28 protein-coding genes are annotated in these 25,478 nt (G+C 66.4%); 22 read left to right on the forward strand and 6 right to left on the reverse strand.

Going from position 1 to position 25,478, the window contains the following annotated elements:
• Positions 1-8: 8 nt before the first annotated feature.
• Positions 9-1,259 (reverse strand): kynureninase, encoded by a 1,251-nt coding sequence (gene kynU, locus IB259_RS12730; protein WP_054451647.1) that lies wholly within the window; start codon positions 1,257-1,259, stop codon positions 9-11.
• A gap of 138 nt (positions 1,260-1,397) precedes the next feature.
• Between kynU and IB259_RS12735 the strand changes: the two genes are divergently transcribed.
• Complete coding sequence (locus IB259_RS12735; protein ID WP_054452258.1) at positions 1,398-1,871, forward strand: Lrp/AsnC family transcriptional regulator; 474 nt, start codon at positions 1,398-1,400, stop codon at positions 1,869-1,871.
• A gap of 19 nt (positions 1,872-1,890) precedes the next feature.
• On the opposite strand, the gene IB259_RS12740 is transcribed toward IB259_RS12735, so the two are convergent.
• Positions 1,891-2,520, reverse strand: a complete 630-nt coding sequence (locus IB259_RS12740) for a hemolysin III family protein (protein ID WP_054451648.1) — start codon at positions 2,518-2,520, stop codon at positions 1,891-1,893.
• Between the two features lie 85 nt (positions 2,521-2,605).
• Complete coding sequence (locus IB259_RS12745; protein WP_217472147.1) at positions 2,606-3,691, reverse strand: P1 family peptidase; 1,086 nt, start codon at positions 3,689-3,691, stop codon at positions 2,606-2,608.
• A 194-nt stretch (positions 3,692-3,885) separates the two neighbouring features.
• On the opposite strand from IB259_RS12745, the gene IB259_RS12750 reads away from it, so the two are divergent.
• The 3 genes from IB259_RS12750 to IB259_RS12760 all read left to right on the forward strand — a co-directional run bounded on the left by IB259_RS12750 (position 3,886) and on the right by IB259_RS12760 (position 6,185).
• Complete coding sequence (locus IB259_RS12750) at positions 3,886-4,668, forward strand: amino acid ABC transporter substrate-binding protein (protein ID WP_013395870.1); 783 nt, start codon at positions 3,886-3,888, stop codon at positions 4,666-4,668.
• 84 nt (positions 4,669-4,752) lie between these two features.
• Entirely contained in the window at positions 4,753-5,433 is a 681-nt protein-coding gene (locus tag IB259_RS12755; protein WP_119451785.1) for an ABC transporter permease subunit, read from the forward strand.
• A complete protein-coding gene (locus IB259_RS12760; RefSeq protein ID WP_054451650.1) occupies positions 5,430-6,185 on the forward strand; it encodes an amino acid ABC transporter ATP-binding protein in 756 nt (251 codons plus the stop codon). Before IB259_RS12755 ends, IB259_RS12760 begins: the two co-directional genes overlap by 4 nt.
• A gap of 6 nt (positions 6,186-6,191) precedes the next feature.
• Here the strand turns inward: IB259_RS12760 and IB259_RS12765 are convergent, their stop codons facing one another.
• Entirely contained in the window at positions 6,192-6,875 is a 684-nt protein-coding gene (locus tag IB259_RS12765; RefSeq protein WP_054451651.1) for a murein hydrolase activator EnvC, read from the reverse strand.
• A 261-nt stretch (positions 6,876-7,136) separates the two neighbouring features.
• On the opposite strand from IB259_RS12765, the gene IB259_RS12770 reads away from it, so the two are divergent.
• From IB259_RS12770 to IB259_RS12820, 11 genes are all read left to right on the forward strand, one after another.
• Positions 7,137-7,508: a DUF2946 family protein gene (locus IB259_RS12770; protein WP_370528700.1), complete on the forward strand. Its 372-nt coding sequence runs from the start codon at positions 7,137-7,139 to the stop codon at positions 7,506-7,508.
• 61 nt (positions 7,509-7,569) lie between these two features.
• Complete coding sequence (locus IB259_RS12775; protein WP_192329186.1) at positions 7,570-8,193, forward strand: SCO family protein; 624 nt, start codon at positions 7,570-7,572, stop codon at positions 8,191-8,193.
• Between the two features lie 30 nt (positions 8,194-8,223).
• The gene (locus IB259_RS12780) at positions 8,224-8,718 is read left to right on the forward strand and encodes a copper chaperone PCu(A)C (RefSeq protein ID WP_054451654.1); all 495 of its coding nucleotides are present in this window, start codon (positions 8,224-8,226) and stop codon (positions 8,716-8,718) included.
• 245 nt (positions 8,719-8,963) lie between these two features.
• Positions 8,964-9,323 carry a DUF4148 domain-containing protein gene (locus IB259_RS12785; RefSeq protein WP_054451655.1) on the forward strand — a complete coding sequence of 120 codons (360 nt, stop codon included), beginning with the start codon at positions 8,964-8,966 and terminating at the stop codon, positions 9,321-9,323.
• A 237-nt stretch (positions 9,324-9,560) separates the two neighbouring features.
• Positions 9,561-10,763, forward strand: a complete 1,203-nt coding sequence (locus IB259_RS12790) for an ATP-binding protein (RefSeq protein ID WP_054451656.1) — start codon at positions 9,561-9,563, stop codon at positions 10,761-10,763.
• A 5-nt stretch (positions 10,764-10,768) separates the two neighbouring features.
• Positions 10,769-11,320: a response regulator transcription factor gene (locus IB259_RS12795; protein ID WP_042794894.1), complete on the forward strand. Its 552-nt coding sequence runs from the start codon at positions 10,769-10,771 to the stop codon at positions 11,318-11,320.
• 258 nt (positions 11,321-11,578) lie between these two features.
• Complete coding sequence (cyoA, locus tag IB259_RS12800) at positions 11,579-12,487, forward strand: ubiquinol oxidase subunit II (RefSeq protein WP_054451657.1); 909 nt, start codon at positions 11,579-11,581, stop codon at positions 12,485-12,487.
• A gap of 2 nt (positions 12,488-12,489) precedes the next feature.
• The gene (cyoB, locus tag IB259_RS12805) at positions 12,490-14,466 is read left to right on the forward strand and encodes a cytochrome o ubiquinol oxidase subunit I (protein ID WP_054451658.1); all 1,977 of its coding nucleotides are present in this window, start codon (positions 12,490-12,492) and stop codon (positions 14,464-14,466) included.
• A gap of 3 nt (positions 14,467-14,469) precedes the next feature.
• The gene (cyoC, locus tag IB259_RS12810; RefSeq protein ID WP_042794897.1) at positions 14,470-15,084 is read left to right on the forward strand and encodes a cytochrome o ubiquinol oxidase subunit III; all 615 of its coding nucleotides are present in this window, start codon (positions 14,470-14,472) and stop codon (positions 15,082-15,084) included.
• A complete protein-coding gene (gene cyoD, locus IB259_RS12815) occupies positions 15,084-15,434 on the forward strand; it encodes a cytochrome o ubiquinol oxidase subunit IV (RefSeq protein WP_054451659.1) in 351 nt (116 codons plus the stop codon). The genes cyoC and cyoD overlap by 1 nt, the downstream gene beginning before the upstream one ends.
• Positions 15,435-15,605: 171 nt before the next feature.
• A complete protein-coding gene (locus tag IB259_RS12820; RefSeq protein WP_192329188.1) occupies positions 15,606-16,238 on the forward strand; it encodes a nitrogen fixation protein NifQ in 633 nt (210 codons plus the stop codon).
• Positions 16,239-16,247: 9 nt separating this feature from the next.
• Here the strand turns inward: IB259_RS12820 and IB259_RS12825 are convergent, their stop codons facing one another.
• On the reverse strand, positions 16,248-18,332 hold the full coding sequence (locus IB259_RS12825; RefSeq protein WP_192329626.1) for a TonB-dependent receptor: 2,085 nt from the start codon (positions 18,330-18,332) through the stop codon (positions 16,248-16,250).
• A gap of 78 nt (positions 18,333-18,410) precedes the next feature.
• On the opposite strand from IB259_RS12825, the gene IB259_RS12830 reads away from it, so the two are divergent.
• The 3 genes from IB259_RS12830 (at position 18,411) to IB259_RS12840 (ending at position 19,898) form a co-directional block, all read left to right on the forward strand.
• Positions 18,411-18,626: a SlyX family protein gene (locus IB259_RS12830; protein WP_059377677.1), complete on the forward strand. Its 216-nt coding sequence runs from the start codon at positions 18,411-18,413 to the stop codon at positions 18,624-18,626.
• Between the two features lie 297 nt (positions 18,627-18,923).
• Positions 18,924-19,280 carry a DUF4148 domain-containing protein gene (locus tag IB259_RS12835; protein WP_054451663.1) on the forward strand — a complete coding sequence of 119 codons (357 nt, stop codon included), beginning with the start codon at positions 18,924-18,926 and terminating at the stop codon, positions 19,278-19,280.
• A 237-nt stretch (positions 19,281-19,517) separates the two neighbouring features.
• Positions 19,518-19,898 carry a hypothetical protein gene (locus IB259_RS12840; protein WP_054451664.1) on the forward strand — a complete coding sequence of 127 codons (381 nt, stop codon included), beginning with the start codon at positions 19,518-19,520 and terminating at the stop codon, positions 19,896-19,898.
• Positions 19,899-20,010: 112 nt separating this feature from the next.
• Here IB259_RS12840 and IB259_RS12845 read toward each other — a convergent pair whose 3' ends face one another.
• Positions 20,011-22,311 (reverse strand): NADP-dependent malic enzyme, encoded by a 2,301-nt coding sequence (locus IB259_RS12845; RefSeq protein ID WP_054451665.1) that lies wholly within the window; start codon positions 22,309-22,311, stop codon positions 20,011-20,013.
• A 107-nt stretch (positions 22,312-22,418) separates the two neighbouring features.
• On the opposite strand from IB259_RS12845, the gene IB259_RS12850 reads away from it, so the two are divergent.
• The 4 genes from IB259_RS12850 to IB259_RS12865 all read left to right on the forward strand — a co-directional run bounded on the left by IB259_RS12850 (position 22,419) and on the right by IB259_RS12865 (position 25,421).
• A complete protein-coding gene (locus IB259_RS12850; protein WP_054451666.1) occupies positions 22,419-23,387 on the forward strand; it encodes a LysR substrate-binding domain-containing protein in 969 nt (322 codons plus the stop codon).
• A gap of 104 nt (positions 23,388-23,491) precedes the next feature.
• Positions 23,492-24,040 (forward strand): hypothetical protein, encoded by a 549-nt coding sequence (locus tag IB259_RS12855; protein WP_054451667.1) that lies wholly within the window; start codon positions 23,492-23,494, stop codon positions 24,038-24,040.
• On the forward strand, positions 24,037-24,531 hold the full coding sequence (locus IB259_RS12860; RefSeq protein WP_119451074.1) for a hypothetical protein: 495 nt from the start codon (positions 24,037-24,039) through the stop codon (positions 24,529-24,531). Before IB259_RS12855 ends, IB259_RS12860 begins: the two co-directional genes overlap by 4 nt.
• A gap of 83 nt (positions 24,532-24,614) precedes the next feature.
• Positions 24,615-25,421 (forward strand): AraC family transcriptional regulator, encoded by an 807-nt coding sequence (locus tag IB259_RS12865; protein WP_192329190.1) that lies wholly within the window; start codon positions 24,615-24,617, stop codon positions 25,419-25,421.
• Positions 25,422-25,478 lie beyond the last annotated feature (57 nt).

Here is a 25,478-nt window from a genome sequence, read left to right on the forward strand (position 1 = left end):
TGCGGCGCTCAGGTCACGGCGGCGCGGTGCTTGAATTCCGGCTTGTCCCAGGAACGCGTGTCCAGCACGTCCTTCAGGATATCCACGGCATCCCAGACATCGGCGTAGCCGAAGTACAGCGGCGTCAGGCCGAAGCGCAGCACCTCGGGTTCGCGATAGTCGCCGATCACGCCGCGCGCGATCAGGGCCTGCATCACTTCGAAGCCGTTGGGGTGGCGGAAACTGACATGGCTGCCGCGGTCGGCGTGTTTGCGCGGCGTCACCAGCGTGAGCGGATGGCCTGCGCAACGCTCTTCGACCAGCGCGATGAACAGGTCGCCCAGCGCCAGGGATTTCTTGCGCACCTCGGCCATGTCGGCGGCGTGCGCCACGTCCAGGCCGCATTCCACCAGCGACAGCGACACGATGGGCTGGGTGCCGCACAGATAGCGGCGCACGCCGCCGGCCGGCTCGTAGGCCACGGTCATATCGAATGGCCGCGTGTGGCCCCACCAGCCGGATAGCGGCTGCCAGAAGTCCTTGGTGTGGCGCGGCGCCACCCAGATGAAGGCGGGCGAACCGGGGCCGCCGTTCAGGTACTTATAGGTGCAGCCCACGGCGAAGTCGGCGTCGGCGCCGTTCAGGTCCACCGGCACCGCGCCCGCGGCGTGCGCCAGGTCCCAGATCGCCAGCGCGCCGCGCTCGTGCGCCAGCGCGGTCACGGCGGCCATGTCGTGCATCTGGCCGCTGCGGTAATTCACGTGCGACAGCAGCATCACCGCCACGGACTCGTCCAGCGCCTTTTCCAGCGGCAGTTCATCGTCGATCAGGCGCATTTCATAGCCCTGCTGCAGCAGGTCGATCATGCCCTGGATCATGTAGAGATCGGTGGGGAAGTTGTCGCGTTCGGACAGGATGACGCGGCGCTTGGGGTGCTGGTGCTGCTGGATGCGCAGGGCGGCGGCCAGCGCCTTGAAGATGTTCAGCGAGGTCGTGTCGGTCACGACCAGTTCGCCTTCGCGCGCGCCCAGCAGGCGGCCCAGCTTGTCGCCCAGGCGGGTGGGCAGTTCGAACCAGCCCGCGGTATTCCAACTGCGGATCAGGCCCGCGCCCCATTCCTGGCCGATCACGGCGGCGGCACGGCCGGCGGCCTCCTTGGGCAGCACGCCCAGGGAGTTGCCGTCCATGTAGAGGACGCCGGGCGGCAGGTCGAAACGGTCCTTCAGGGGCGCCAGGGGGTCCTGGCGGTCGGCATTTACGCAGGCTTCACGGGTGTTCATTTTGTGCTCCGGGGGGCTATATTCTGGATACATACTATCAGCGCGATCAGGCTGATAAATTGCAAATTCAGGCGCGGATTACCCTAGGTTTCCGCATTGAATTGCACATAATCAACTTTTTTGGAATTTGATTGCACCATGCAGATCGACGCCATAGACCAGCGAATTCTTTACCGGCTGCAAGAGAACGGCCACCTCAGCAACCAGGACCTGGCCGAGCAGGTGGCGCTGTCGCCCTCGGCCTGCCTGCGGCGGGTGCGCGCGCTGGAAGAAAGCGGACTGATCCGCAACTATCGCGCCGTGCTGGACGCCGAAAAACTGGGTTTCGAGCTGGAGGCCATCGTCCACGTGTCGCTGGACCAGTCGCGTCCGGGCTGGCATGAAGAATTCCTGGCCGGCATCGCCCTGCATGACGAGATCACCGAGGCCAGCATCGTGACTGGCGCCTCCAACTACATCCTGACGGTGTGCACGCGCAACCTGAAGGCGTTCTCGCAGTTCGTCGAAGACAAGCTCAGCAAGATCCCGGGCGTGCGGAACCTGTCCTCGCATATCGTCATGCGCAAAGTGAAGAACCGCGGCGGCATGCTGCCGCTGGCAAGCTGGCGCTAGCGGCCCGCTGAAGCCCCGCTCAGGCCGGGCTCAGCCGCAGGAACCCGAACACCGTCACGAAGTGGCAGGCGGTGCCGCCCATGACGAACAGGTGCCAGATGCCATGGGCATGCGGCCAGCGCTGGTCGTTGGCGTAGAACAGCGTGCCGGCGGTGTAGACCGCCGCGCCCGCCAGCAGCCAGGCCAGTCCGGCCGCGGACAAGGCGCCCGCGATCGGCGCGGCGAACATCACGCCCAGCCAGCCCATCGCCAGATACAACGGCAGGGCCGGCGCCGCGCCGCGCGCCCACCACAGCTCGCGGCTGATGCCCACCGCCGCCAACAGCCAGATCGCCACGCCCATGGCCGCGCCCCAGCCGTGCTCCACCGGCCCGTAGGCCAGCGGCGTGTAGGTGCCGGCGATAAGCAGGTAGATCGCGCAATGGTCGGCCTTGGCCCACCAGGCCTTGCGGCGGCCGCGCGAGCAATGGAACAGCACCGACGAGGCATAGACGGCGATCATCGAAGCGGCGAACACGGCGCAGGCGATGACCTGCCGCGTATCCACCTTGAGTTCCGCGGCGCGGGCGATCAGGGCGCCCGATGCGGCCACCGCCAGCGCCAGGCCGGCCAGGTGCGTCGCGCCGTTGAATCGTTCGCCCTTGTACATGCACGCCCTCCGCCAGCCGGCCACGCGCCGGCGCCATCCATGATGGCGCCCTTGTGTGACAGGCCGAGGTCAGGACACGCGGCCATCAGGAAACGAAGTCCACCGCCGCCGGATAGCCCTCCAGCGCGCGCGCCGACAGGATGGCGCGCTGCACCGCGATCGCCATCGCCTCGGCCGCCATCACGCCCAGCAGCATGACGTTGCCTGGCTTGCCGGACGTGCCCGTGCCCAGCGCAAAGATGGTGTCGCCATCCAGCATGGTGTGGATGGGATTGATGGTGCGTGCCAGGCCATCGTGCGCCATGCCGGCGATCTTCTGCGCCTGCGCCTTGGTGAGCTTGGCGTCGGTGGCGACCAGTCCTATGGTGGTGGCGGTGCCCGGGCGCATGGACTTGGGCAGATCGCCCGCCAGGATCGCCGCGCGGGTATCCAGCAACATCTTGCCGTCGGCAGTGCGCGCGCCAGCCAGGACGCGCCCGGTGGCCGGGTCCACCACGTCGCCCACCGCATTGACCGCGACGATGGCGCCCACCGTCACGCCCGCCACGGTCAGCGAGGCGCTGCCGATGCCGCCCTTCATGGCGCGCTTGGGACCGTACAGCTTGCCCACCGTCGCGCCCGCCCCCGCGCCCACGTTGCCTTCCTGTGGCGCGGCGTCCGTGGCCGACTTGCAGGCCTGGTAGCCCGCGGCCGCGTCAGGCCGGATCGAGGCGTCGCCCACGCCCAGGTCGAACAGGATGGCCGAAGGCACGATGGGCACGTGCGCCACGCCCACGTCGAAGCCGATCTTCTTTTCCTCCAGATAGCGCATGACGCCCGAGGCCGCATCCAGGCCGAAGGCGCTGCCGCCGGACAGCACCACGGCATGCACTTTCTCCACCATATTGACGGGATTGAGCAGGTCGGTCTCGCGCGTGCCCGGCGCCGCGCCGCGCACGTCGACCCCGGCGGTCGCGCCAGCCTCGGCGATGATGACCGTACAGCCCGTGGGCCGGCGCGTATCGGTGTAGTGCCCCACCCGCAAGCCCGCCACCTGCGTGATGCTGCCGCTGCCCGGCATCAGCCGCGTACCGTCCGCGGCCTGGGCAGGCATTGCACTTGCTGCTGCCGCGCCGGCGGCCGCCATCATGAAAGCCCGCCTGTTCCATTGCTGTTCCACACCGATCTCCACTGAAGTCCTGCCTGGATGGACCCCGGCGGCAAGCGCCGGAGCAAGGGTATCGCCATATGACTTGCCGCTATATTTTTACTATTCCTTATGCTTTGTGGAAAAATAGACGCGTTGTTAGAGTGCGGCTACGCCGGAGGGCATTGCAGGCACGGATGCTCTCCACCCGAGATATCTGCCATCCGTGGAGCACCGCCATGAAACTCTTCCGTACGCTGTTCGTCGCCGGCCTCGTCCAGGTCGCCGCGTTGTCCGCGGCCCATGCCCAATCCGGACTGGACCAGATCAAATCCGCCGGCGTGTTCAAGATCGGCACCGAAGGCACCTACGCCCCCTTCACTTTCCATGACGCATCCGGCCAGCTTACCGGGTTTGACGTGGACATCGGCCGCGCCATCGCCGAACGCCTGGGCGTCAAGGCGCAATTCGTCGAAGGCAAATGGGACGGCCTGATCGCCGGCCTGGACGCCAAGCGCTACGACGCGGTGATCAACCAGGTCGGCATCACCGACGCGCGCCGCGCCAAGTACGACTTCTCGGATCCCTACATCTCGTCGGCCGCCGTGCTGATCGTGCGCGACGACAACACCAGCATCAAATCCTTCGACGACCTGAAGGGCAAGAAATCCGCCAACACGCTGACCAGCAACTTCGGCAAGCTGGCGCAACAGCATGGCGCGGAAGTGATTGCTGTGCAGGGCTTCAACGAAGCCATCGACCTGCTGACCTCGGGCCGCGTCGAAGCCACGGTGAACGACAACCTGTCGTTCCTGGACTTCAAGAAGCAGAAGCCCAATGCCAAGGTAAAGATTGCCGCCACCGACAAGACCGCCGAGTTCAGCAATTCGGGCGTGCTGATCCGCAAGGGCAACCCCGAACTGCAGGCCGCCATCAACAAGGCGCTGGCCGACATCAAGGCGGACGGCACCTACAAGACCATCTCGGTCAAGTATTTCGGCACGGACCTGTCGGCGCAATAAGCGAGCGGAGCGCACATGACGCTACCCCCCTGGCTGCAATCCGTCCTGCCCGACTGGCTGCTGGCGCAACTTGGCAATTGGGCGGTGCCGGCCTGGGTGCAGCTGATGCTGGACTCGTTCTGGCCGCTGCTGCACGCGGGGCTGGTGTTCACGGTTCCGCTGACGCTGATGTCGTTCGCGCTGGGCCTGGCGCTGGCCTTCGTGGTCGCGCTGATCAGGCTGTTCGGTCCGGCGCCGCTGGTGGCCGTGGTGCGTTTCTACGTCTGGCTGATCCGGGGCACGCCGCTGCTGGTGCAGCTGTTCGTGATCTTCTACGGCCTGCCCAGCGTCGGCATCGTGCTGGATCCGCTGCCGGCCGCGCTCATCGGCTTCACTCTCAACGTGGGCGCGTACAACTCGGAAGTGATCCGCGGCGCCATCGAGTCCATCACCAAGGGCCAGTGGGAAGCGGCGTACTCGCTGAGCATGACGCGGGCGCAGGCGCTGCGCCGGACCATCCTGCCGCAAGCGGCGCGGGTGGCGGTGCCGCCCCTGTCCAATTCCTTCATCGCGCTGGTCAAGGACACTTCGCTGGCGGCGGTGCTGACCGTGCCCGAGATATTCCAGGCGGCGCAGCGCATTGCCGCCGTGACCTATGAACCGCTGATCCTGTACACCGAGGCGGCGCTGATCTACCTGGTGTTCAGTTCCGTCCTGTCCGCCGCGCAGGTGCGCCTGGAACGGCGCTTCGGCCAGCACGCGGTCTTTACCGAGAAAAACCGATGATCCGCCTGGAAAAGATAGAAAAGGCGTTCGGCGGCAATCCCGTGCTCAAGCAGGTGGACGTGAGCATCGCCGAAGGCAGCGTCACCGCCCTGATCGGCCCGTCCGGCAGCGGCAAGAGCACCTTGCTGCGCTGTGTGAACCTGCTGGAAGTGCCGGACCGCGGCACGCTGGAGATCGGCCCGGAAACGGTGCATTTCGAACCCGGCCACAAGCTCTCGCGCGATCAGGTCCAGCGCGTGCGCAAGCAGACCGGCATGGTGTTCCAGAACTTCCAGCTGTTCCCGCATCAGACCGTGATCGGCAATGTCATGGAAGGCCTGCTGACCGTGCAGAAGTGGCCGCAGGACCGCGCGCGCGCCCGCGCCGAGGAACTGCTGCGCAAGGTCGGCATGCTGGAAAAGCGCGACGCCTGGCCCGCCAACCTGTCGGGCGGACAGCAGCAGCGCGTGGCCATCGCCCGCGCGCTGGCGCCCGCGCCGCGCGTGCTGCTGTGCGACGAACCGACCTCGGCGCTGGATCCGGGCCTGGCCGCCGAAGTGGTGGACGTGCTGCGCCAGCTCGCCGCCGAAGGCATGACCATGCTGATGGCCACCCACGACCTGCGGCTGGCGGCCAGCGTGTCGCGCGAGGTGGTATTCCTGCTGGACGGCACGGTGGTCGAATCCGGCGATTCGCGCACGCTGTTCAGCCAGCCGGCCGACCCGCGCACGGCGGCGTTCATCTCGACGTTGACGCAGGAAGCCGCGCTGTAGATCAGCCTACTTCGGCGGCAGGGACCCCGCCGGATCGACCGCCTGGCCGTCATAGCGCAGCTCGAAATACAGCCCGACCTGCTTGCTGTCGCTATTGCCCATTTCAGCGATCTTCTGCCCCTGGCTGACGCGCTGCCCTTCCTTGACCAGCAGCTTGCTGTTGTGGGCGTAGATGCTCAGGAAGCTGGCGTTGTGCTTGACGATGACCAGGTGGCCATAGCCGCGCAGGCCGCTGCCGGAATAGGCCACTGTGCCCGGTGCCGCGGCCACCACCGGCGTGCCGGAGGAATTGCTGATGACGATGCCGTTGGAACCCGATCCGTCGTAGCCGCGCGTGACCTTGCCCTGGGCGGGCCAGACCAGCGAGATTGCGCCCGGCGGCGCGGTGCGGCGCTTGGCGGTCGAGGTCGACGACTTGGGCGAAGGCGCAGGCTTGCCGCGCGCCTTGCTGGGCGCGGTGGACGTGCTGGCCTGCCCGGCCGGCGGCTCGACCCGCAGCAATTGTCCGACTTCGATGGAATTGGAATTCGACAGCTTGTTCCAGCGCACCAGATTGCTCACGCTGGTGCCCTGCTTGCGCGCGATCTGGGTCAGCGTGTCGCCCGATTGCACGCGGTAGTAGCCGGGCTGGACCTTGGTGGTGCCGCAGGCGGACAGCAGGGCCAGCAGCGCCACGGCCAGCACGCACATCCACAGGCGGAAGGACGGCCTGCCCTGGCGGACGACGGCGGGCAACGTGGGAAGAGGCAGGGTCTGGGCGGACGAGGAAAGCACTGAAACCTGGGGCACTGAGTGGGATGTCGGGGATTTGAGTGCGTTCAAGGGTACCAAGATTTTGGCGCGCCATGGGCGCTGGCGTCAGATGCTTGCGCCCGTCGCGCGGGATAGAATGCCGCCATGACCCGCCTGATCCGCCTCCAGCACCTCGGCAGCGCCGCACGCGCGCGGGGCGTGCTGTGGCTGGCGCTTCTGGCCCTGGCGCTGCGCGCGCTGGTGCCGGCGGGCTACATGCCCGACGCCCGGGCGCTGCACGACGGCCGGCTTGAAGTCACGTTCTGCTCGGCCGCCGGCGATGTCTCGACGCTGGCACTGGCGTTGTCGCCCGAAGACAAGGGCAAGGCCGGCCACGACACCGCCGATGCCGGTGCGCTCTGCCCCTTCGGCCTGCTGGCGCACGTGGCGCCCGCACCCGCCCCCGCGCTCACTCCCCTGCTGCTAGCCGCTGGCCGGCACGCACTGCCCGCGCCCGCCAGCGCCACCCCGCCCGCGCCCGCCGCCGCGGGTCCGCCGCTGGGTTCGCGCGCCCCGCCACGCCTCGTCTGACTCCGCCACAACGCGCGGCTCCGCCGCGCCCCTGGACGAACCGTCAAGCGACGAGGTTTTCATGCATTCCCCCCTTCTGCGCGCGCCCGCCGGCGCGGCGCGCTCCCATGCGCCCGATCCGCGGCGCCGCCTGCTGCTGTCCTCTTTCGCCCTGCTGGCCCTGGCAGGCTGCGGCCCCGATGCGCCCAAGCTGCACGGCATGGATCTTTCCGGCATGCCGTCCGGCGACTTCCAGCTGCAGGACACCGAAGGCCGCGAACGCAAGCTGGCCGACTACGCCGGCCAGCCGATCATGCTGTTCTTCGGCTTCACGCAATGCCCGGACATCTGCCCCACGGCGCTCACCCGCGCCGTCGAGATCAAGAGCCTGCTGGGCGCGGACGCCAAGAAGCTGCGCGTCCTTTTCATCACCGTCGATCCTGAGCGAGACACGCGGGAAATCCTGCGCGCCTATACCCAGGCCTTCGACCCGGACTTCGTCGGCCTGCGCGGCGATGCCGAACAGACGCGCGCCGCCGCACAGTCATTCAAGGTCTTCTACCAGAAGGTCGCCACCGGTTCGTCCTACACCATGGACCACACCGCGCTGACCTACGTCATCGACGCCAGCGGCAAGCTGCGCATCGCCCTGCGCCATCAGCAAAGCGCGCAGGAATGCGTGGACGACCTGCGCACCGTGCTCTGACCTGAATCCATATATAGAGAGGCAACCCTCATGAAAAACACCGCGATCAAATCCCTGGCGGCCGCCGCCTTGGCCTTCTGCGCCCTGGCCGGCGCCAGCCCCGCCGCATTGGCCCAGGACGCCGCCCTGAAGGTGGACGACGCCTGGGTGCGCTCCACCGTGCCCAGCCAGCACGCCACCGGCGTCTTCATGCGCCTGACCTCCGTCTCCGGCGGCCGCCTGGTCGGCGTGGAATCGCAGGCGGCCAAACACGTGGAAATCCATGAAATGGCGATGCAGGACAACGTCATGAAGATGCGCCAGGTACCGGGCATCGCCCTGCCCGCGGGCCAGGCCGTGGAGCTCAAGCCCGGTGGCTATCACGTGATGCTGATCGACCTGGCCGGCCAGATCTCGCCCGGCGAGCACGTCGCCCTGACGCTCATCGTCGAGGATGCCGACAAACGCCAGCGGCGCGTGCCGGTGGACGCGGTGGCGCGTCCGCTGAACGCGGCAGCCGCCCCGGCCGCCGGCCACGGCCACTGAGCCCGCGGCGTCCCCATGAAAGTGGCTTGACAGCTGTGCTGCACGCCTGAAACAGCTTCCTTGCAACAAGGCCGTCCTGCGTGCAACGCCGCGCCGCGCGCCGGGTCGAATTGGAAAAGGCCCGGCGCGCGCCATCGCGGCGCGCCGGGCCAGGCTTTCCTGCATCCAGGAATCGCCCGCGGACAGCATCGCGGGCGTAGGCGCGGCCCGCAATGGCCGCAAGCTTTGATTGCCAGGAGCGTTTCATGAAGACCCTCAGCAAGACCTTATTGCTATGCGCCGGCATTGCAGCCGCCGGGGCCGTCCAGGCCCAGACCACGCAGTACACCCACGACCTCTATGGCGACTGGCGCGTCACCTATGCCGCCCCCGCCGCCAAGACGGCGGACCAGGTCAGCGCCGAACTGGCCCAGGCCAAGGCCAACGGCCAGTACACGTTCGGCGACGAGGACTATCCACCCCCCGTCATGTCGCACCAGTCTGAAACCCGCGCCCAGGTTGAACAGGAGTTGCAGCAGGCGCAGATCCAGGGGCAGATGGCATCCGACCAGGAAGACTACCCTCCTCCCGCGATGGCCCACAGCGGCACCTCTGACATCCATTAATACAGAGGCTGCAACCGCGGCGGATCCGGGCGTCGCGCCCAAATATCAGGGACACACCAATTCCCCGCCGACCGGCGGCGGCGCCTGATTCGCCATACAATGCCTGCACATCCACCGCCGGCCAGCCTGAAGGCGCGGCGGGGCAGCCGGCCTCCCAGCGCCGCGCCCCGGATGCCAGCGTTCCGCGCAGCCGGGCGCGTACCCGCCGGCAGCCTGCCGGCACCTCTGTGTCTGGATATGCCCGGTAGTTCCGCCTTTTCATTCCTGCGTACCCTCTGCAGCCTGCGCTGGCTCGCCATCGCGGGCCAGGCCGCCACCATCCTGCTGGCCAGCAGCGTCCTGGGCCTGGCCCTGCCGCTGGAGCCGCTGTGGATCGGCGTAGGCGCCCTGATCGGCTTCAACGTCTACGCCAGCCTGCGCCTGCGCCACCGCCGCGACCTGTCCCACGCCACCGCCTTCGGCCACCTGTTCGTGGACATGGCGGTGCTGGCCTGGATGGTGGGCTGGAGCGGCGGCATCAGCAATCCCTTCGGCATGATGTTCCTGATCCTGACCGCGCTGGCGGCCCTGGCGCTGCCGCGCAACTGGGCGCTGGCCGCGGCCGTGGCAGGCATCTCGGGCTACGTGGCGGCCGCGATCTTCGGCCAGCCCCTGCGCGGCGACGTCGACACCCATACCCTGCTGCTGTGGGGCATGGGCGCCAACTTCCTGATTTCGGTGGTGGTGGTGCTGGTGTTTTCGACCCGCCTGGCCTCGGACCTGCGCGACCGCGAGCGCGAATTGGCACGGTTGCGCGAACGCTTCACCCGCAACGAAGGCATCGTCGCCCTGGCCACCCACGCGGCGGCGATGGCGCATGAACTGAACACCCCGCTGGCGACCATGACCCTGCTGGCCGACGAGATCGCCGCCGAAGTCAAGGACGAAGACCTGCGCGCCGACGTTTCCACGCTCAGCCAACTGTTGGCCCTGTGCCGGGAACGTATCCGCAATCTGGCGGTCCCAACCGCGGTGGACCTGGTCCGCGTGGTGGGGCAATGGCGTCTGATCCGGCCGACCATCGATCTGCAGCGCTCGGGCACCCTGCCCGGCAGCCTGCGGGTCGATCCGGCCATCGCCCACCTGCTGCAGGCCCTGCTGAACAACGCGGCGGACGCCGGCGAAGCCGCCGATGTCCCGCGCGTGGACCTGCATCTGGAATACGGTTATGGCGCCCTGCGCGGCGAAGTCAGGGACTACGGACGGGGTTTCGATCCCGACCAGACCCTGCTGCCAGCGACCAGCCTGTTCAACAGCGGCAAGCCGGGAGGGCTGGGCGTGGGCCTGGCGCTGTCGCACGCCACGGTGGAACAGATGGGCGGCGAAATGACCATGACCGCCGCCGAAGACGGCGGCACGCGTATCCGCTTTTACCTCCCGCTGGGGAGTACCGGGACTTGAGTGCAATGAACCCAACCGATCTTGGCCTGCTGATCGACGACGACGAGTTGTATGTGCGCACCTTGCAGCGCAGCCTGTCGCGTCGCGGCCTGGAAACCCGAACCGCCACCGGCATCGCCGAGGCGCTGCGCGTGGCCGAGGAAATCCGCCCCGCCTTCGCCCTGGTGGACCTGCGCCTGGGCGAAGACTCCGGCCTGACCCTGATCCGCCCGCTGCGCGCCCTGCGCGCCGACATGCGGATCCTGCTGGTCACCGGCTACGCCAGCGTGGCCACCGCGGTCGAGGCCATCAAGCGCGGCGCGGACGACTACCTGCCCAAGCCCGCCACCGCGCCAATGATCCTGCGCACCCTCGGCCTGGTGAAGCCGGAAAACGTTACGATCGAAACCACCATGACGCCGTTGCACCGCCTGGAATGGGAGCACATCCACCAGGCCCTGCACGAAACCGGCGGCAACGTTTCGGCGGCGGCGCGCCTGTTGGGCATGCACCGGCGCTCCCTGCAGCGTAAACTGGCCAAAAAACCGGGGCCGGAACGCGAAGTCCTCATCGACTGATTTGTGCAGATGCGACAAATCGTCGCATACCCTGCATGTGCGGGTGCGACATATCGTCGCACCCTGGAACCTTGCAGCAAGCCCCTGCCCCCCTAGGAAAACCCTGTATCTGCTCCCCTTGGGGCGGAATCCTCCCAGGCAATGCGACCATTCGTCGCATGCTTGACCCATATCAAGCCGATAGGATGGACGTTGCTGCCTAGCAGCATTCCAGTCTGCTGCTATGCAGCATTTTCCACCTTCCATCCAAGGCTGTACGTGAAACACCCCCTCCTTGCGACCCTTACGCGCATTCTCAGCGTCGGCGCGGTCATGCTGCTTGGCGGCTGCAACATGGAAATCCTCTCCCCCAAGGGAGATATTGGCATCCAGGAAAGGACTTTGCTGTTCACGACGACCGGGCTCATGCTCATCGTCGTGATTCCGGTCATCGTCATGATCCTGGTTTTTGCCTGGAAATACCGCGCATCCAACACCAAAGCTGACTACCAGCCCAAGTGGGCCCACTCCACGGCGATCGAAATCGTGGTCTGGACCGTCCCTTGTATCATCGTGGCCATCCTGGCCGTGATCACCTGGCGCTCGACGCACGCGCTGGATCCCTACAAGCCGCTCGTGTCCGAACACAAGCCGGTGACCATCGAGGTGGTTTCGCTGGATTGGAAGTGGCTGTTCATCTACCCCGAGTACGACATCGCCACGGTCAACGAGATCGCCTTCCCGGTCGATGTTCCGGTCAATTTCCGGATCACCTCGGCCACGGTCATGAACTCGTTCTTCATCCCCCAGCTGGGCAGCCAGATCTACTCGATGGCCGGCATGGAGACCAAGCTGCACCTGAACGCGCGCGAAGCCGGCACCTACGCCGGCATCTCGGCCAACTACAGCGGCGCCGGCTTCTCCGGCATGCGCTTCAAGGCCATCGCGATGTCCCAGGACGGGTTCGACAACTGGGTCAAGGAAGCCAAGGCTGCCCCGACCGCGCTGACCCCCGAGGTCTATGCAGAGCTGACCAAGCGCAGCGAGCACAACCCGGTCGTCAAGTACTCCTCGGCGCCCCCCGCCATGTTTGATTTCATTCTTGGCAGCACCATGACCAAGATGGCCGGCGTGGACTCCGCCACGTGCACCCCCACGTCGAACAATCTGATCGCAGGAATTAACTAACAATGCTCGGGAAACTCACCCTCGAGGCCATTCCGTACCATGAACCCATCGTCATGGTTACGCTGGCCGCCGTGTGCCTGGGAGGCCTAGCGGTCTTCGGCGCCATCACCTACTTCCAGAAGTGGAAGTACCTCTGGACGGAATGGCTGACCACCGTCGACCACAAGCGCATTGGCGTGATGTACATCATCGTCGCCCTGATCATGCTGCTGCGTGGCTTCGCCGACGCCATCATGATGCGTACCCAGCTGGCGGTCGCATCCGCCGACTCGGCCGGCTTCCTGCCGCCGCACCACTACGACCAGATCTTCACCGCCCACGGCGTCATCATGATTTTCTTCATGGCGATGCCCTTCATCACCGGGCTGATGAACCTCGTGGTGCCGCTGCAGATCGGCGCCCGCGACGTGGCGTACCCGTTCCTGAACTCGCTGAGCTTCTGGCTGTTCGGCGCCGGCGTCGCGCTGATGATGATCTCGCTGTTCGTGGGCGAATTCGCCGCGACCGGCTGGCTCGCCTATCCGCCGCTCTCCGGACTGGACTACAGCCCGAGCGTGGGGGTGGACTACTACATCTGGGCACTGCAGATATCCGGGCTGGGCACCACGCTTAGCGGCATCAACTTCATCGTGACCATCCTGCGCATGCGCGCGCCGGGCATGAGCCTGATGAAGATGCCGATCTTCACCTGGACCTCGCTGGTCACCAACGTCCTGATCGTCGCCGCCTTCCCCGTGCTGGCTGCAACGCTCGCGCTGCTGACGATGGACCGCTACCTGGGCACGCACTTCTTCACGAACGACATGGGCGGCAACGTCATGATGTACGTGAACCTGATCTGGATCTGGGGCCACCCCGAGGTCTACATCCTGGTGCTGCCGGCGTTTGGCGTGTATTCGGAAATCGTCGCCACCTTCGCCCGCAAGACCCTGTTCGGCTACAAGTCCATGGTCTACGCCACGGCCGCCATTGGCGTGCTGTCGTTCCTGGTCTGGCTGCACCACTTCTTCACCATGGGCGCGGGAGCCAACGTCAATGCCTTCTTCGGCATAGCGACAATGATCATCTCGATCCCGACGGGCGCGAAGATCTTCAACTGGCTGTTCACCATCTACCGCGGCCGCCTGCGCATCACCACGCCGGTGCTGTGGACGCTGGGCTTCATGATCGTGTTCGTCATCGGCGGCATGACCGGCGTGATGCTGGCCATCCCCGGCGTGTCCTTCGTGCTGCACAACAGCCTGTTCCTGATCGCCCACTTCCACAACACCATCATCGGTGGCGTGGTGTTCGGCTGCATTGCCGGCATGACCTACTGGTTCCCCAAGGCTTTCGGCTTCAAGCTGAATGAGCGCCTGGGCCGCTACTCGTTCTACTGCTGGTTCGTCGGCTTCTTCCTGGCCTTCATGCCCCTGTACATCCTGGGCTTCAAGGGCATGACGCGTCGCCTGAACCACTACGACAACCCCGAATGGCAGCCGTACCTGCTGGTCGCCCTGGCTGGCGCCGCGCTGATCATGCTGGGCATCTGGTTCCTGCTGCAGCAAGTGTTCGTCTCGATCCGCCAGCGCAAGCAGAACCAGGACATCACGGGCGACCCCTGGGATGGCCGCACGCTGGAATGGGCCATCTCTTCGCCCGCTCCTTTCTACAACTTCGCCCACGTGCCGCACGTTGACTCGCTGGACCAGTTCTGGGAAGACAAGCAGAACGGCAAGGCCTACAAGCGCCCGGCCAAGTACGAAGACATCCACATGCCGAAGAACACCGCCGCCGGCGTATTCATCGGCGCCTTTGGCCTGGTCATGTGCTTCGCGCTGATCTGGCACATCTGGTGGCTGTCCATCGTCGGTTTCGTCGGCATGATCGGTTCGTTCATCGTCCGCGCCTATGACCGCGACGTCGACTACTGGGTCCCGGCCGCGGAAGTCGAACGCATCGAAAACGCTCACTTTGACAAAATGCAGAAGGCCGCCTGAGCCATGATTCAAGCCGTAGCCACTCACCCCCACGCGGGTCACGACGATCACGCGCATCATGACGATGGATCCAAGACCGTATTCGGTTTCTGGGTCTATCTGATGAGCGACTTGCTGATCTTCTCGGTGCTGTTCGCCACGTTCGCGGTGTTGTTCAACGCCACCGCGGGCGGCCCGACGGGCAAGGAACTGTTCGATCTGAAGTTCGTGCTGGTCGAAACGCTGTTGCTGCTGTTCTCCAGCTTCACTTTCGGCATGGCCAACCTGAACGTGCACGCCAACAACAAGAGCCGCGCAATGGGCTGGTTGATGGTGACGTTCCTGTTCGGCGCGGGCTTCATCGCGATGGAAGTCTATGAATTCCATCACCTGATCTCGATCGGCGCCGGCCCGGGCCGCAGCGCGTACCTGTCGGCATTCTTCACGCTGATCGGCACGCACGGCCTGCACGTCACCTTCGGCCTGATCTGGATCATCGTCCTGCTGGACATGATCCGCCGCCATGGCCTGGACTCGATCAACAAGCGTCGTCTGGCGTGCCTGAGCCTGTTCTGGCACTTCCTGGACATCGTCTGGATCTGCGTCTTCACCTTCGTCTATCTCATGGGAGCCATCTGATGTCGCACTCCGCTGCGGCCGCACACGGCCACGACGATCACGCCGCCGACCACGGCAGCCTGAAGTCCTACATCATCGGTTTCGTGCTTTCGCTGCTTCTCACCTTCGGCTCCTTCGGCCTGGTGATGAACGGCGGACTGTCCCACGCCATCACCATCGCCGGCGTGGTTGCGCTGTGCGTGCTCCAGTTGCTGGTGCAACTGGTGTACTTCCTGCACATGGGCGCATCGAAGTCGGCCCGCGACAACCTGGCCACGTTTGTCTTCACCGTAATGATCATCGCCATCATCGTCGGCGGTTCGGCATGGGTGCTGTACAACATGAACGTCAACATGGGCCACGCCATGTAATGACGGCTTGCCGTTGAAGCAAAGACAGGCGCCTGCGGGCGCCTGTTTTTTTTTGTGCGCCGGCCGGTGGGGCCAGCCTTGCGGCCAGGCAAGGATTGCGGAGGCATTTCGTTATATATTCAACACCATAACGATTTAATTAACAGTTTAATTACTGCTCCTGGCCCAACCATGCACGTCGTTTCCATCGCCACCGCAGCCCCCCCGGCCGACAGCGCCGGTCCCACCTTGCGGTTCGCCGGCGCGCTGCTGCGCCATGCGCCGCCCGGTCATCCCGACGCGGGATTCTTCGCCACGGTCATCGGCAAGAGCCTGGCCTGCGGGGACCTGGGACGCTGCGGCCTGTCATCCCGGGAACTGGAAGGCCTGATCGCGCGCCTCTTTCCCGGCGCGCTGACGGGCCATGACCCCGCGCTCGCCGCCTTGCGCGAGCAAGCCGCCATCTACCCGGCCCGCGCCATGGATGCGGCTCAAACCGAATTCACGCGTCTGCTGCGCGCGCTGCTGGACACCTGGGCCGCTCCCGGCGCGGGGACCACGCCCTGGGTCAGCAGCGTGCTGACCCAGGCCTGTCTGCGGCCCGACCATCTGTGGCGGGACCTGGGTTTGTCCGGCCGCGAGGACGTGACTTTCCTGCTGGCGCGCCACTATCCGGGACTGGTGGTGCGCAATGTGCGCAACCTGCGCTGGAAGCAGTTCCTGGCCTATTCCGCCTGTGAACAGGCGGGCCTGCCGCCGGCCGCCGCACCGGGCTGTCCGGCCTGCGAGGACCATGGCTTCTGCTATCCGGAAATGCCCGACTGAAGCCCGGCTTCAGAACCGGTACGTGGCGCCCAGGCCCGCTCCCAGGCTGCGCCCTGCCGCCGGTTCGTAGTAGCGCCCATTGGTCTCGTTGACGATCACGGAGCCGGCGTAGCGGCGGTCGAACAGGTTGTCCACGCGCCCATAGGCGTTCAGTTCCCAGGCCCCCGCCTTGAACACATAGCCCGCGCTCAATGCGGCCACGAAGTAGGCGGGCGCATCGCCGTCGTTGGCGTCGTTCACGTAGATCTTGCTGAGGAAACGCCCTTCCACCGTGGCCCGCCAGCCCTCGGGCGGCGCCCAGGCCAGCGAGGCGAAGGCGGCCTGGGCTGCGATGCCGGGGATCTTGTTGCCGGCGCGGATGTCGCCGGGTCCGTCATCGGCGTAACGCGCATTCAGCCATGTATAGGCGAACTGCGCACGGCCGTGACGGGCGAATTCGCCGGACCAACCCAGTTCCACGCCGTCGCGCCGCGTGCGGCCGGCGTTCTGGTACGTGGTCCTTCCGCCCGAGCTGCCCGCGGACACGATTTCATCGTCGGTGCCGGTATGGAACACCGCGGCCGTCAGCAGGCCGCCAGCCAGGTTCGCCTTTACGCCGGCTTCCAGGTTGGTGCTGAGCGCGGGCGCCAGCCCGAAATTCAGGCCGGGCTGGCCGCCGGGTCGATACGAGATCTCGTTGAGCGTCGGCGTCTCGAAGCCCCGGCCATATGAAGCGTAGAAGCTCAGGCCGGCGTTCGGCGCATAGCGGATGGCCGCCACCGGCAATGCCTTGCGATAGCGCGCGTCGCCGCTGTCGTCGGCATTGCCCGGCGCGATGTAGTGGTCGCTGGAATCGAAGCTGACGGTGCTATAGCGCAGGCCCGCATCCAGCGTCCAGCGTTGCGACACCTGCCAGGAAGCCTGCAGATAAGGATCAGCGTTGTAGACGGTATTGGTTTCGTCGCGCCGCAGCGCCCCCTGCACGCCCAGTTGGCGGCTGGCGCCCGTGCCGGTGTAGTTCTGGTAGCCCTTGCGGTCTTCGCGCATGGAATCGTAGGCAAAGCCGCCGATCAGGGTCAGCGGCCGGCCTGCCGCCGCCAGCTCGGAGGTCCAGCGCAGATCCGCGCCGCCGTACTGGCGCTTCAGGTCGATGACCCCGCCGGCCTGGGTGGGCGCCATCTGCGCGGCAGGGGGAATCGCCTGGTACTGCGTGGTATCGCGCTGGCCGTAATAGACCATCACCCGCAAGCTATTGCGGCTATCGACCTGGCGCTCGTAGATCGCGCCGCCCTGGGTCTGCCTGACCGTCTTGCGGGTGTCGTACTGCTCGGCCAGCGGCGCCGCGCGCGGGTCGTCCTGGAACTGTTGATAGGTCAGGCCCAGCGGATCCTGCGCCTTGAGGTCCACGCTGTTGGCCACGAGGGTCAGCCGGCTGGCGTCGTCCAGCTGCAGGCCAAGCTTGGCGTTGGCCAGGTTCTTGCGGGCGGCGCTGTGGTCGCGGTAGCCGTCGGTGGTGAAGCGGGTCAGGTCCAGCACGTAGTCCAGTCCGCCGCTGGCGCCATTGGCGCGGGCGCCGTAGCGCCAGGTGCCATAGCTGGCGCCCCAGCCGCTGGCCGTGAGCGACGGCGGCGCCACGCCATCCTCGGTCGACACCTGGATCACGCCGCCCGAGGAATTGCCGTACAGCGCTGAAAACGGCCCCCGCAGCACTTCGACGCTGCCGATGGAGCCTATGTCGATGTTCGAGGTCTGTCCCTGGCCGTCCGGCATGGTGGCCGGAATGCCGTCCACGTACAGCCGCACGCCGCGCACGCCGAAGGTGGAACGCGCGCCAAAGCCGCGGCTGGAGATCTGCAAATCCTGCGCGTAGTTCTGGCGGTTCTGGATCTGCAGGCCGGGCACGCCGGCCAGGCCCTCCGACAGGTTGATGCCCGGCTGCTGCAGGCGCATGGCCGCGCCCTCCACCACATTGACCGAAGCGGGCGTGTCCAGCACCGCGGTGCCCAGGCGCGTGCCGGTCACCACTACCGCAGGCAAGAGCGGCTCAGCCTCCTGGGCCCAGGCAGTTCCGGCCGGAAACGACGCCAGCAGGCCATGCACGGCCCAATGCCCCACGCCCGTACGCCACCATCGCCGCTGCGTCAAACACGCCTCCTGTAGGGGCCGCGGCGGGAATCGGTTCTAATACCCGCCATGGATAACTTGCAAGACATCGAACGCCGCCTGCTGGAGCTGGAGGTCAAGGCCAGCTTCTCGGACGACATGCTGGAACAGCTCAACCAGATCATCGTGCGCCAGCAACAGCAGATAGACCGGCTGATGCGCGAAGTGGCCGACCTGCGACAGCAGGCGCCAGAGGGCGGCGCGCCCTTCCGCAGCCTGCGCGACGAAATACCGCCGCACTACTGACGCTGCGCCTGCGGTACTGGCGGCGCATCCACGCTGCCCTTCTCTCCAAGCCCCCAAACCGCATGGAATCGCCGGATTCCAGGCTTGCGCACGCCGGATAGTCCGTCCCCAGTTCCATCAATGGAAAATATATCCTAAGAAATTGGCTATCTTTCCACTGATGGGAATATCTTTTACCAATATACGGGTTTATCCCTAGTCCGATTCAGCGCACTATTGAGCCATCGGGAAACAGCAACGAACCAGACGGATAGGCCGCCGATTCGCTCCCAAAGCTCTTGAAATCGGAGATTTACCATGAAGACCCTCGCTACCGCTTTGATGATGTCCCTGGCCGCGCTAAGCGCCGGCGCCTACGCCGCCTCGCCCAACATCGAACCCAACAACGTCCCGTTCCAAGGCGTCTACGGCACCCCTTATGAAGGCCCGACCCGCGCCCAGGTGCAGGCTGAACTGGCCGCCGCCAAGGCTGCCGGCCAGATGGCTGAAGTGGAACCGAACAACGTGCCTTTCCAAGGCGTCTACGGCACGCCCCACACCGGCAAGACCCGCGCTGAAGTGCGCGCCGAACTGGCCGCCGCCCGCGCCGCCGGCCAGATGGCCGATGTGGAACCGAACAACGTGCCCTTCCAAGGCGTCTACCACGGCAACTAAGCGCACGCAGATTTACCCCTCCCCTTGTTGTACCTTGGCCGCCAGTGTCTGGCGGCTTTTTTTCGCCTGTGCGGAAAGCGCCGGCCGCGCTTCATATGGCGGGACGCTCCGGGCTCAAGTGTGGCCTCAGGGTAAAAACCGCGAGTTTCAACGCCCCCCGCAAAGCACTGTTCCATCCGTTCGCGTACTATCGCCCCAAGATCAGGCATAACACTACGACTCAACAGGGAGCCCATCTTGAAACACACCCGCGTTCTCGCCTCTTTGCTGGTGGCTTGCGGCATCGCCGCGCCGGCCTTTGCCGCGCCTCCGGTGATGCTGAACAATGCCATCATCACGCAGATCCCCAAGGCCGATCAGCCCTCCTTCCATGAAGCCGTGGCACAGTCGCTGAACAGCTCGGCCGACGGCCAGCGCACCCAGTGGAGCAGCACGCACCAGCCGCGCAAGGCGCCTCCCATCACGGTGCAGCTGACCCCCACGCAAACCAGCAAGGTCAAGGACGACCGCGTTTGCCGCTTCCTGGTTGGAGATTTCGCCCGCGGCGCCACCACGGAAAAATGGCAGTTCTGGTTCTGCAAGCAGCCGGACGGCACCTGGAAGGCCAGCAGCAACTAAGCGCGCCGGATTCCAGCGCCCGAGCGCATAAAAAACGCGCCGCTCCATCCCGGGATGGAGCGGCGCGTTTTTTCTCGCCTTGTCTGCGCGCCGCAACGGCGCGCAAGCAGGATCAGGCCGAGGCTTCGACGCGGTTGGCGTCCAGCACGGTCATCGCGGTCATGTTGATGATGCGGCGCACGGTGGAGCTGGAGGTCAGGATGTGCACCGGCGCGTTGGCGCCCAGCAGGAACGGACCCACTGCAACGTTGCCGCCAGCGGCGGTCTTCAACAGGTTGTATGCGATGTTGCCCGAGTCCACGTTCGGGCACACCAACAGGTTGGCCTCGCCCTTGAGCGAAGACGAAGGCAGGATGCGCATGCGCAGCGCTTCGTCCAGCGCGCAGTCGCCGTGCATTTCACCGTCGATCTCGAGTTCCGGCGCGGCCTGGCGCACCAGTTCCAGCGCGCGGCGCATCTTCGCGCCCGAGGCCGAACTGCCCGAACCGAAATTCGAGCGCGACAGCAGCGCGACCTTGGGCGCCAGGTTCATGCGGGCCATTTCCTGCGCCGCCATCACCGTGAACTCGGCGATCTGCTCGGCCGAAGGTTCATCGTTGACGTGCGTGTCCACCAGCACCACCGTGCGCTCGTTGAGCAGCAGGATGTTCATGGCGGCATACACGTTGTGGCCGGGACGGCGGCCGATGACCTCGTCCACGAAGCGCAGGTGGTCGTGGTACGCGCCCACCGTGCCGCAGACCATGCCGTCGGCGTCGCCCAGATGCACCATCATCGCGCCGATCAGGGTCAGGCGGCGGCGCATTTCCACGCGCGCCATTTCCTTGGTGATGCCGCGACGGCACATCAGTTCCCAGTACGTGGTCCAGTACTGGTGGAAGCGTTCGTCATATTCCGGGTTGGTGACTTCGACGTCCTCGCCCAGGCGCAGGCGCAGGCCGAACTTCTCGATGCGCGACAGCAGGACCGCGGGACGGCCCACCAGGATGGGACGGGCCAGGCCTTCATCGACGATCACCTGCACCGCGCGCAGCACGCGCTCGTCTTCGCCTTCCGTGAACACGATGCGAGACTTGCCGCCTTCGCGCACGATGCGCTTGGCCGCCGAGAACAGCGGCTTCATGAAGGCGCCCGAGTGGTACACGAACTGCTGCAGCTGCTCTTCGTAGGCTTCCAGGTCCGCCAGCGGACGCGTCGCCACGCCGCCTTCCATCGCGGCCTTGGCCACCGCCGGGGCGATGCGCACGATCAGGCGCGGATCGAAGGGCTTGGGGATCAGGTATTCAGGGCCGAACGAAATGTCGTAGGTGCCATAGGCCGCGGCCACGACTTCGTTCTGCTCTTCTTCCGCCAGCTCGGCGATGGCGTACACCGCCGCCTTTTCCATTTCACGGGTGATGGTGGTGGCGCCCACATCCAGCGCGCCGCGGAAAATGTACGGGAAGCACAGCACGTTGTTGACCTGGTTCGGATAGTCCGAACGGCCGGTCGCCATGACCACGTCGTCGCGCACCGACTGCGCCACTTCCGGCAGGATCTCGGGCGTGGGGTTGGCCAGCGCCAGGATCAGCGGACGCGGACCCATGGCCGCGACCATTTCGGGCTTGAGCACGCCGCCCGCCGACAGGCCCAGGAACACGTCGGCGCCCTGGATCACTTCGGCCAGCTTGCGGGCGTCGGTCTTTTGCGCGAAGCGCGCCTTGTCCGGATCCATCAGCACCGTGCGGCCTTCATAGACCACGCCTTCGATGTCGGTGACCCAGACGTTTTCCAGCGGCAGGCCCAGGTCCACCATCAGGTCCAGGCAGGCCAGCGCGGCCGCGCCTGCGCCCGAGGTCACCACCTTGACCTGCTTGATGTCCTTGCCCACGACCTTCAGGCCGTTGATGAAGGCGGCCGAAACGGTGATGGCCGTGCCGTGCTGGTCGTCATGGAAGACGGGGATCTTCATGCGCTCGCGCAGCTTGCGCTCGACGGTAAAGCACTCCGGCGCCTTGATGTCTTCGAGGTTGATGCCGCCGAAGGTGGCTTCCAGGCCCGCGATGATCTCGACCAGTTTGTCCGGGTCGGTCTCGTTGATTTCGATGTCGTACACGTCCAGGCCGGCGAACTTCTTGAACAGCACCGCCTTGCCTTCCATCACCGGCTTGGAGGCCAGCGCGCCGATGTTGCCCAGGCCCAGCACCGCGGTGCCGTTGGTGATCACGCCCACCAGGTTGCCGCGGCCGGTGTACCGGTACACATTGGCCGGATCGGCCACGATTTCTTCACAGGCCGCCGCCACGCCAGGCGAGTACGCCAGGGCCAGGTCGCGCTGGTTGACCAGCGGCTTGGACGCCACGACGGAGATCTTCCCCGGAGTGGGGAACTCGTGATAGTCCAGTGCTGCCTGGCGATCCGATTGCGTATTCATGGGGCTGAGCCTCCTAGTCTTGATATAGGAAAAATTCTAGGCTCCAATACATAAGCAGATCATTCAACTTTAATATCGTCCCATAATCTTTACCTTATGCATCGCCTATGACAGCCTTTGATCCGGACCTGGTTATCCGGAAACTGACCTCGCGGCTGAAGATGCGCCACCTGGTGCTGCTGCTGCAGATCGAGCAGCACGGCTCGCTGACCCGGGTGGCCGAGCACATGGCCACCAGCCAGCCAGCCGTGACCAATGCCCTGGCCGAACTGGAAAGCATGTTCGACGTGCCCCTGTTCGAACGCTCGGTGCGCGGCATGACGCCCACTCCGCTGGGCGCGGTGGTGCTGGCCCGCGCCCGCGCCCTGGTCCACGACCTGGGGCATCTGGTCCAGGAAATGGAGGCCGTGGCGGCCGGCCACGCCGCCCATTTGCACATCGGCGTCATCCCCTTCGTGTCCGGCCAGATGCTGTCGTCCGCCATCAGCCGCACCCTGCCCCAAGGCCGCCGCATCACCGCCACCATCCACGAAGGCCAGGGGCCGGCGCTGCTGCGCCAGCTGCGCGACCATACGCTGGACATGGTGGTGGGCTGGGCCACTCCCTCGGTGGACATGGACAACCTGGGCTTCGAGGTGCTGTACCACCAGCAGCCGCGCCTGATCGCCAGCCGCAGATTGGCGGCCCGCCTGGGCCGCTCGCGGCTGGAATGGAACCGGCTGGCCGACCTGGACTGGATCCTGGGCACGCCGGACAGCCCGATCCGCGAACAGGTGTCCGAGATCTTCCTGCGCGCCGGGCTGGCGCCCCCGACTCCGTCGGTGCAAAGCGATTCGTCCAAGCTGATCGGCGAAATGATCGTGGCCAGCGACCGCGCCGTCGCCATCCTGCCCGCAGACATCGCCGACGAGCTGGTGCGCATCGCCGGCGCCGCCATCGTGCCGTATTCCTTCGACTGGACCCTGCCGCCGATCGCGCTGTTCACGCGCGCCGAGGGCCTGCGCCGCAACGTCGACGCGCTGTTCGCCGCCGCGCTGCGCGAGGCCTACACCAAGGGCGCGCGCCTGCCCGCCTGATCCGCGCGCCAGGAAAATTGCCAACAAATGCAAATACGCTCGCGCCGCGGCGGCGCGCCCTCCTATACTTCCCGCGCCAAGCAACAAGCAGGAGGGCACGCAGTTTGTTCACACTTCCGCCTATCAACCCGGGCCGCGGCGCAATCGCCCTCCTCACCATCGCCGCGCTTGCCGGATTGTCCGGCTGCAATTCGCTGCTGAACGAAGGCACGGGCGCCGCGGCCGGTATCGCCGGCACCGCCATCGCCAACAAGGTCACTGACAACGCCACCGTCGCCACCGGCATCGGCCTGGGCGTGCAGGCCGGCGCCAAGGCCGCGCTGGCCTACGCCCAGCGCAAGACGCGCGGCGAAGAACAGGACGCCATCGCCATGGCCGCCGGCCCGCTGGCGGTGGGCAAGGTGGCCAACTGGCAGGTCAAGCACCAGTTGCCCATCGAAAGCGACGCGCAGGGCCAGGTCACGGTCAGCCGGCTGATCGGCGGCGTGAACCTGGAATGCAAGGAAGTGGTCTTCTCCATAGACACGCCGGCCGACAAGGCTGGCGCCGATCCGCAACGCGAGTTCTACGTCACCACCGTGTGCCGCGACGGCGAGCACTGGCGCTGGGCCAGCGCCGAGCCCGCCACGGCCCGCTGGGGCTCGCTGCAGTGAGGCGCGCCGCAAGCCTGCTGGCGCTGGCCGCCTGCCTGGGCCTGGCCGGCTGCCAGAGCTCCTCGATCGGCGGCGCGGCGGGCGCCGTGGTCGGCACCGTCAGCGGCGCAGCCACCGCCAATCCGGTGGCGGGCTACGCCATTGGCGTCACGGTCCAGGCGGCGGTGGATGCCACGGTGAAATACGTGCTGCGCGAGTGGAAGAACGACCAGCAGAACGTCATGGCCAACGCGGCGGGCGCCCTGCCCATCGGCCAGGTGCGCCAGTGGGAAATCCGCCAACCGCTGTCCATAGGCAACGAGCGCGGCGGCATCCAGGTGGTGCGCGACATCGCCACGCCGCTGACCCATTGCCGCGAGGTGCTGTTCACGGTGGAGCAGAAGGACGCACCCGCGCCCGCCTACTCCAGCATGATCTGCCAGCAGCCTGGCGGTCAGTGGAAGTGGGCCGCGGCCGAGCCCGCGGTGGCACGCTGGAACGGGCTGCAATAGCCTGAGCGCCGGGCCGCTGGCCTCTTGATCGCGCCGGGGCGGGCGGGTGATACTGCCTGCAAGCCCCTTGCCCCAGACTCCCCATGAACTCAGGCCAGTTCGTCATGCAGCGCAGCGCCCTCGCCGGCGTGCAGGCCGTGGCCGCGCACAGCCGGCATGCGTTCGCGCGCCACATGCACGAGCAGTTCGGCATCGGCGTCATGCGCCAGGGCGCCCAGGTCTCGCATAGCGGCCGTGGCCAGGTCGAGGCCGGCCCCGGCCACGTCATCACGGTGAACCCCGGCGAAGTGCATGACGGCGCCCCCATCGGCAATGGCGAACGCGCCTGGCAGATGCTGTATCTGGACCCCGAGGTGGTGGCACAGGCCGCAGCCGAACTGGACGCAAGCGGCCTCGGCTACGAATTCGAGCACCCAGCACAGGACCGCCCCGCGCTGGCGCGGGACGTGCTGGCGCTGTATGCCCAGGCCACTGCCGGCGCGGCGCCGCTGGCTTGCGATGCGCTGCTGCTGCGCATCCTGGCGCAGGCGCGCGACCGCGATGCCGAGCGTCTGGCCCGGCCCGCGCGCGCCGCCCCAGACGCCATCCGCCATGCCCGCGCGCTGATCGACGACGACCCGGCGGCCTCGCTGTCGCTGGCCGACCTGGCCGCGGCCAGCGGCCTGAGCCGCTACCAGGTGCTGCGGGCGTTCGCCCGCGACACCGGCCTCACGCCCCACGCCTACCAGGTGCAGCGGCGCCTGCTGCTGGCGCGCAGCCTGATCCGGCAAGGCTCGGCCCTGGCCGATGCCGCGGCCGCGGTCGGCTTTGCCGACCAGAGCCACATGACCCGGCTGTTCGTGCGCGCCTACGGCGTATCGCCGCGCCGCTACGCGCTGGCCGCAAGCTGAGCCCTGCAATTTCGTTCAAGACCCGGCCGCGCCCGGCCGCTTAGCCTGGGCGCCTCT

The sequence above is a fragment of the Achromobacter sp. ACM04 genome (assembly GCF_014851465.1).
Classification (GTDB): Bacteria; Pseudomonadota; Gammaproteobacteria; order Burkholderiales; family Burkholderiaceae_B; genus Achromobacter; species Achromobacter aegrifaciens.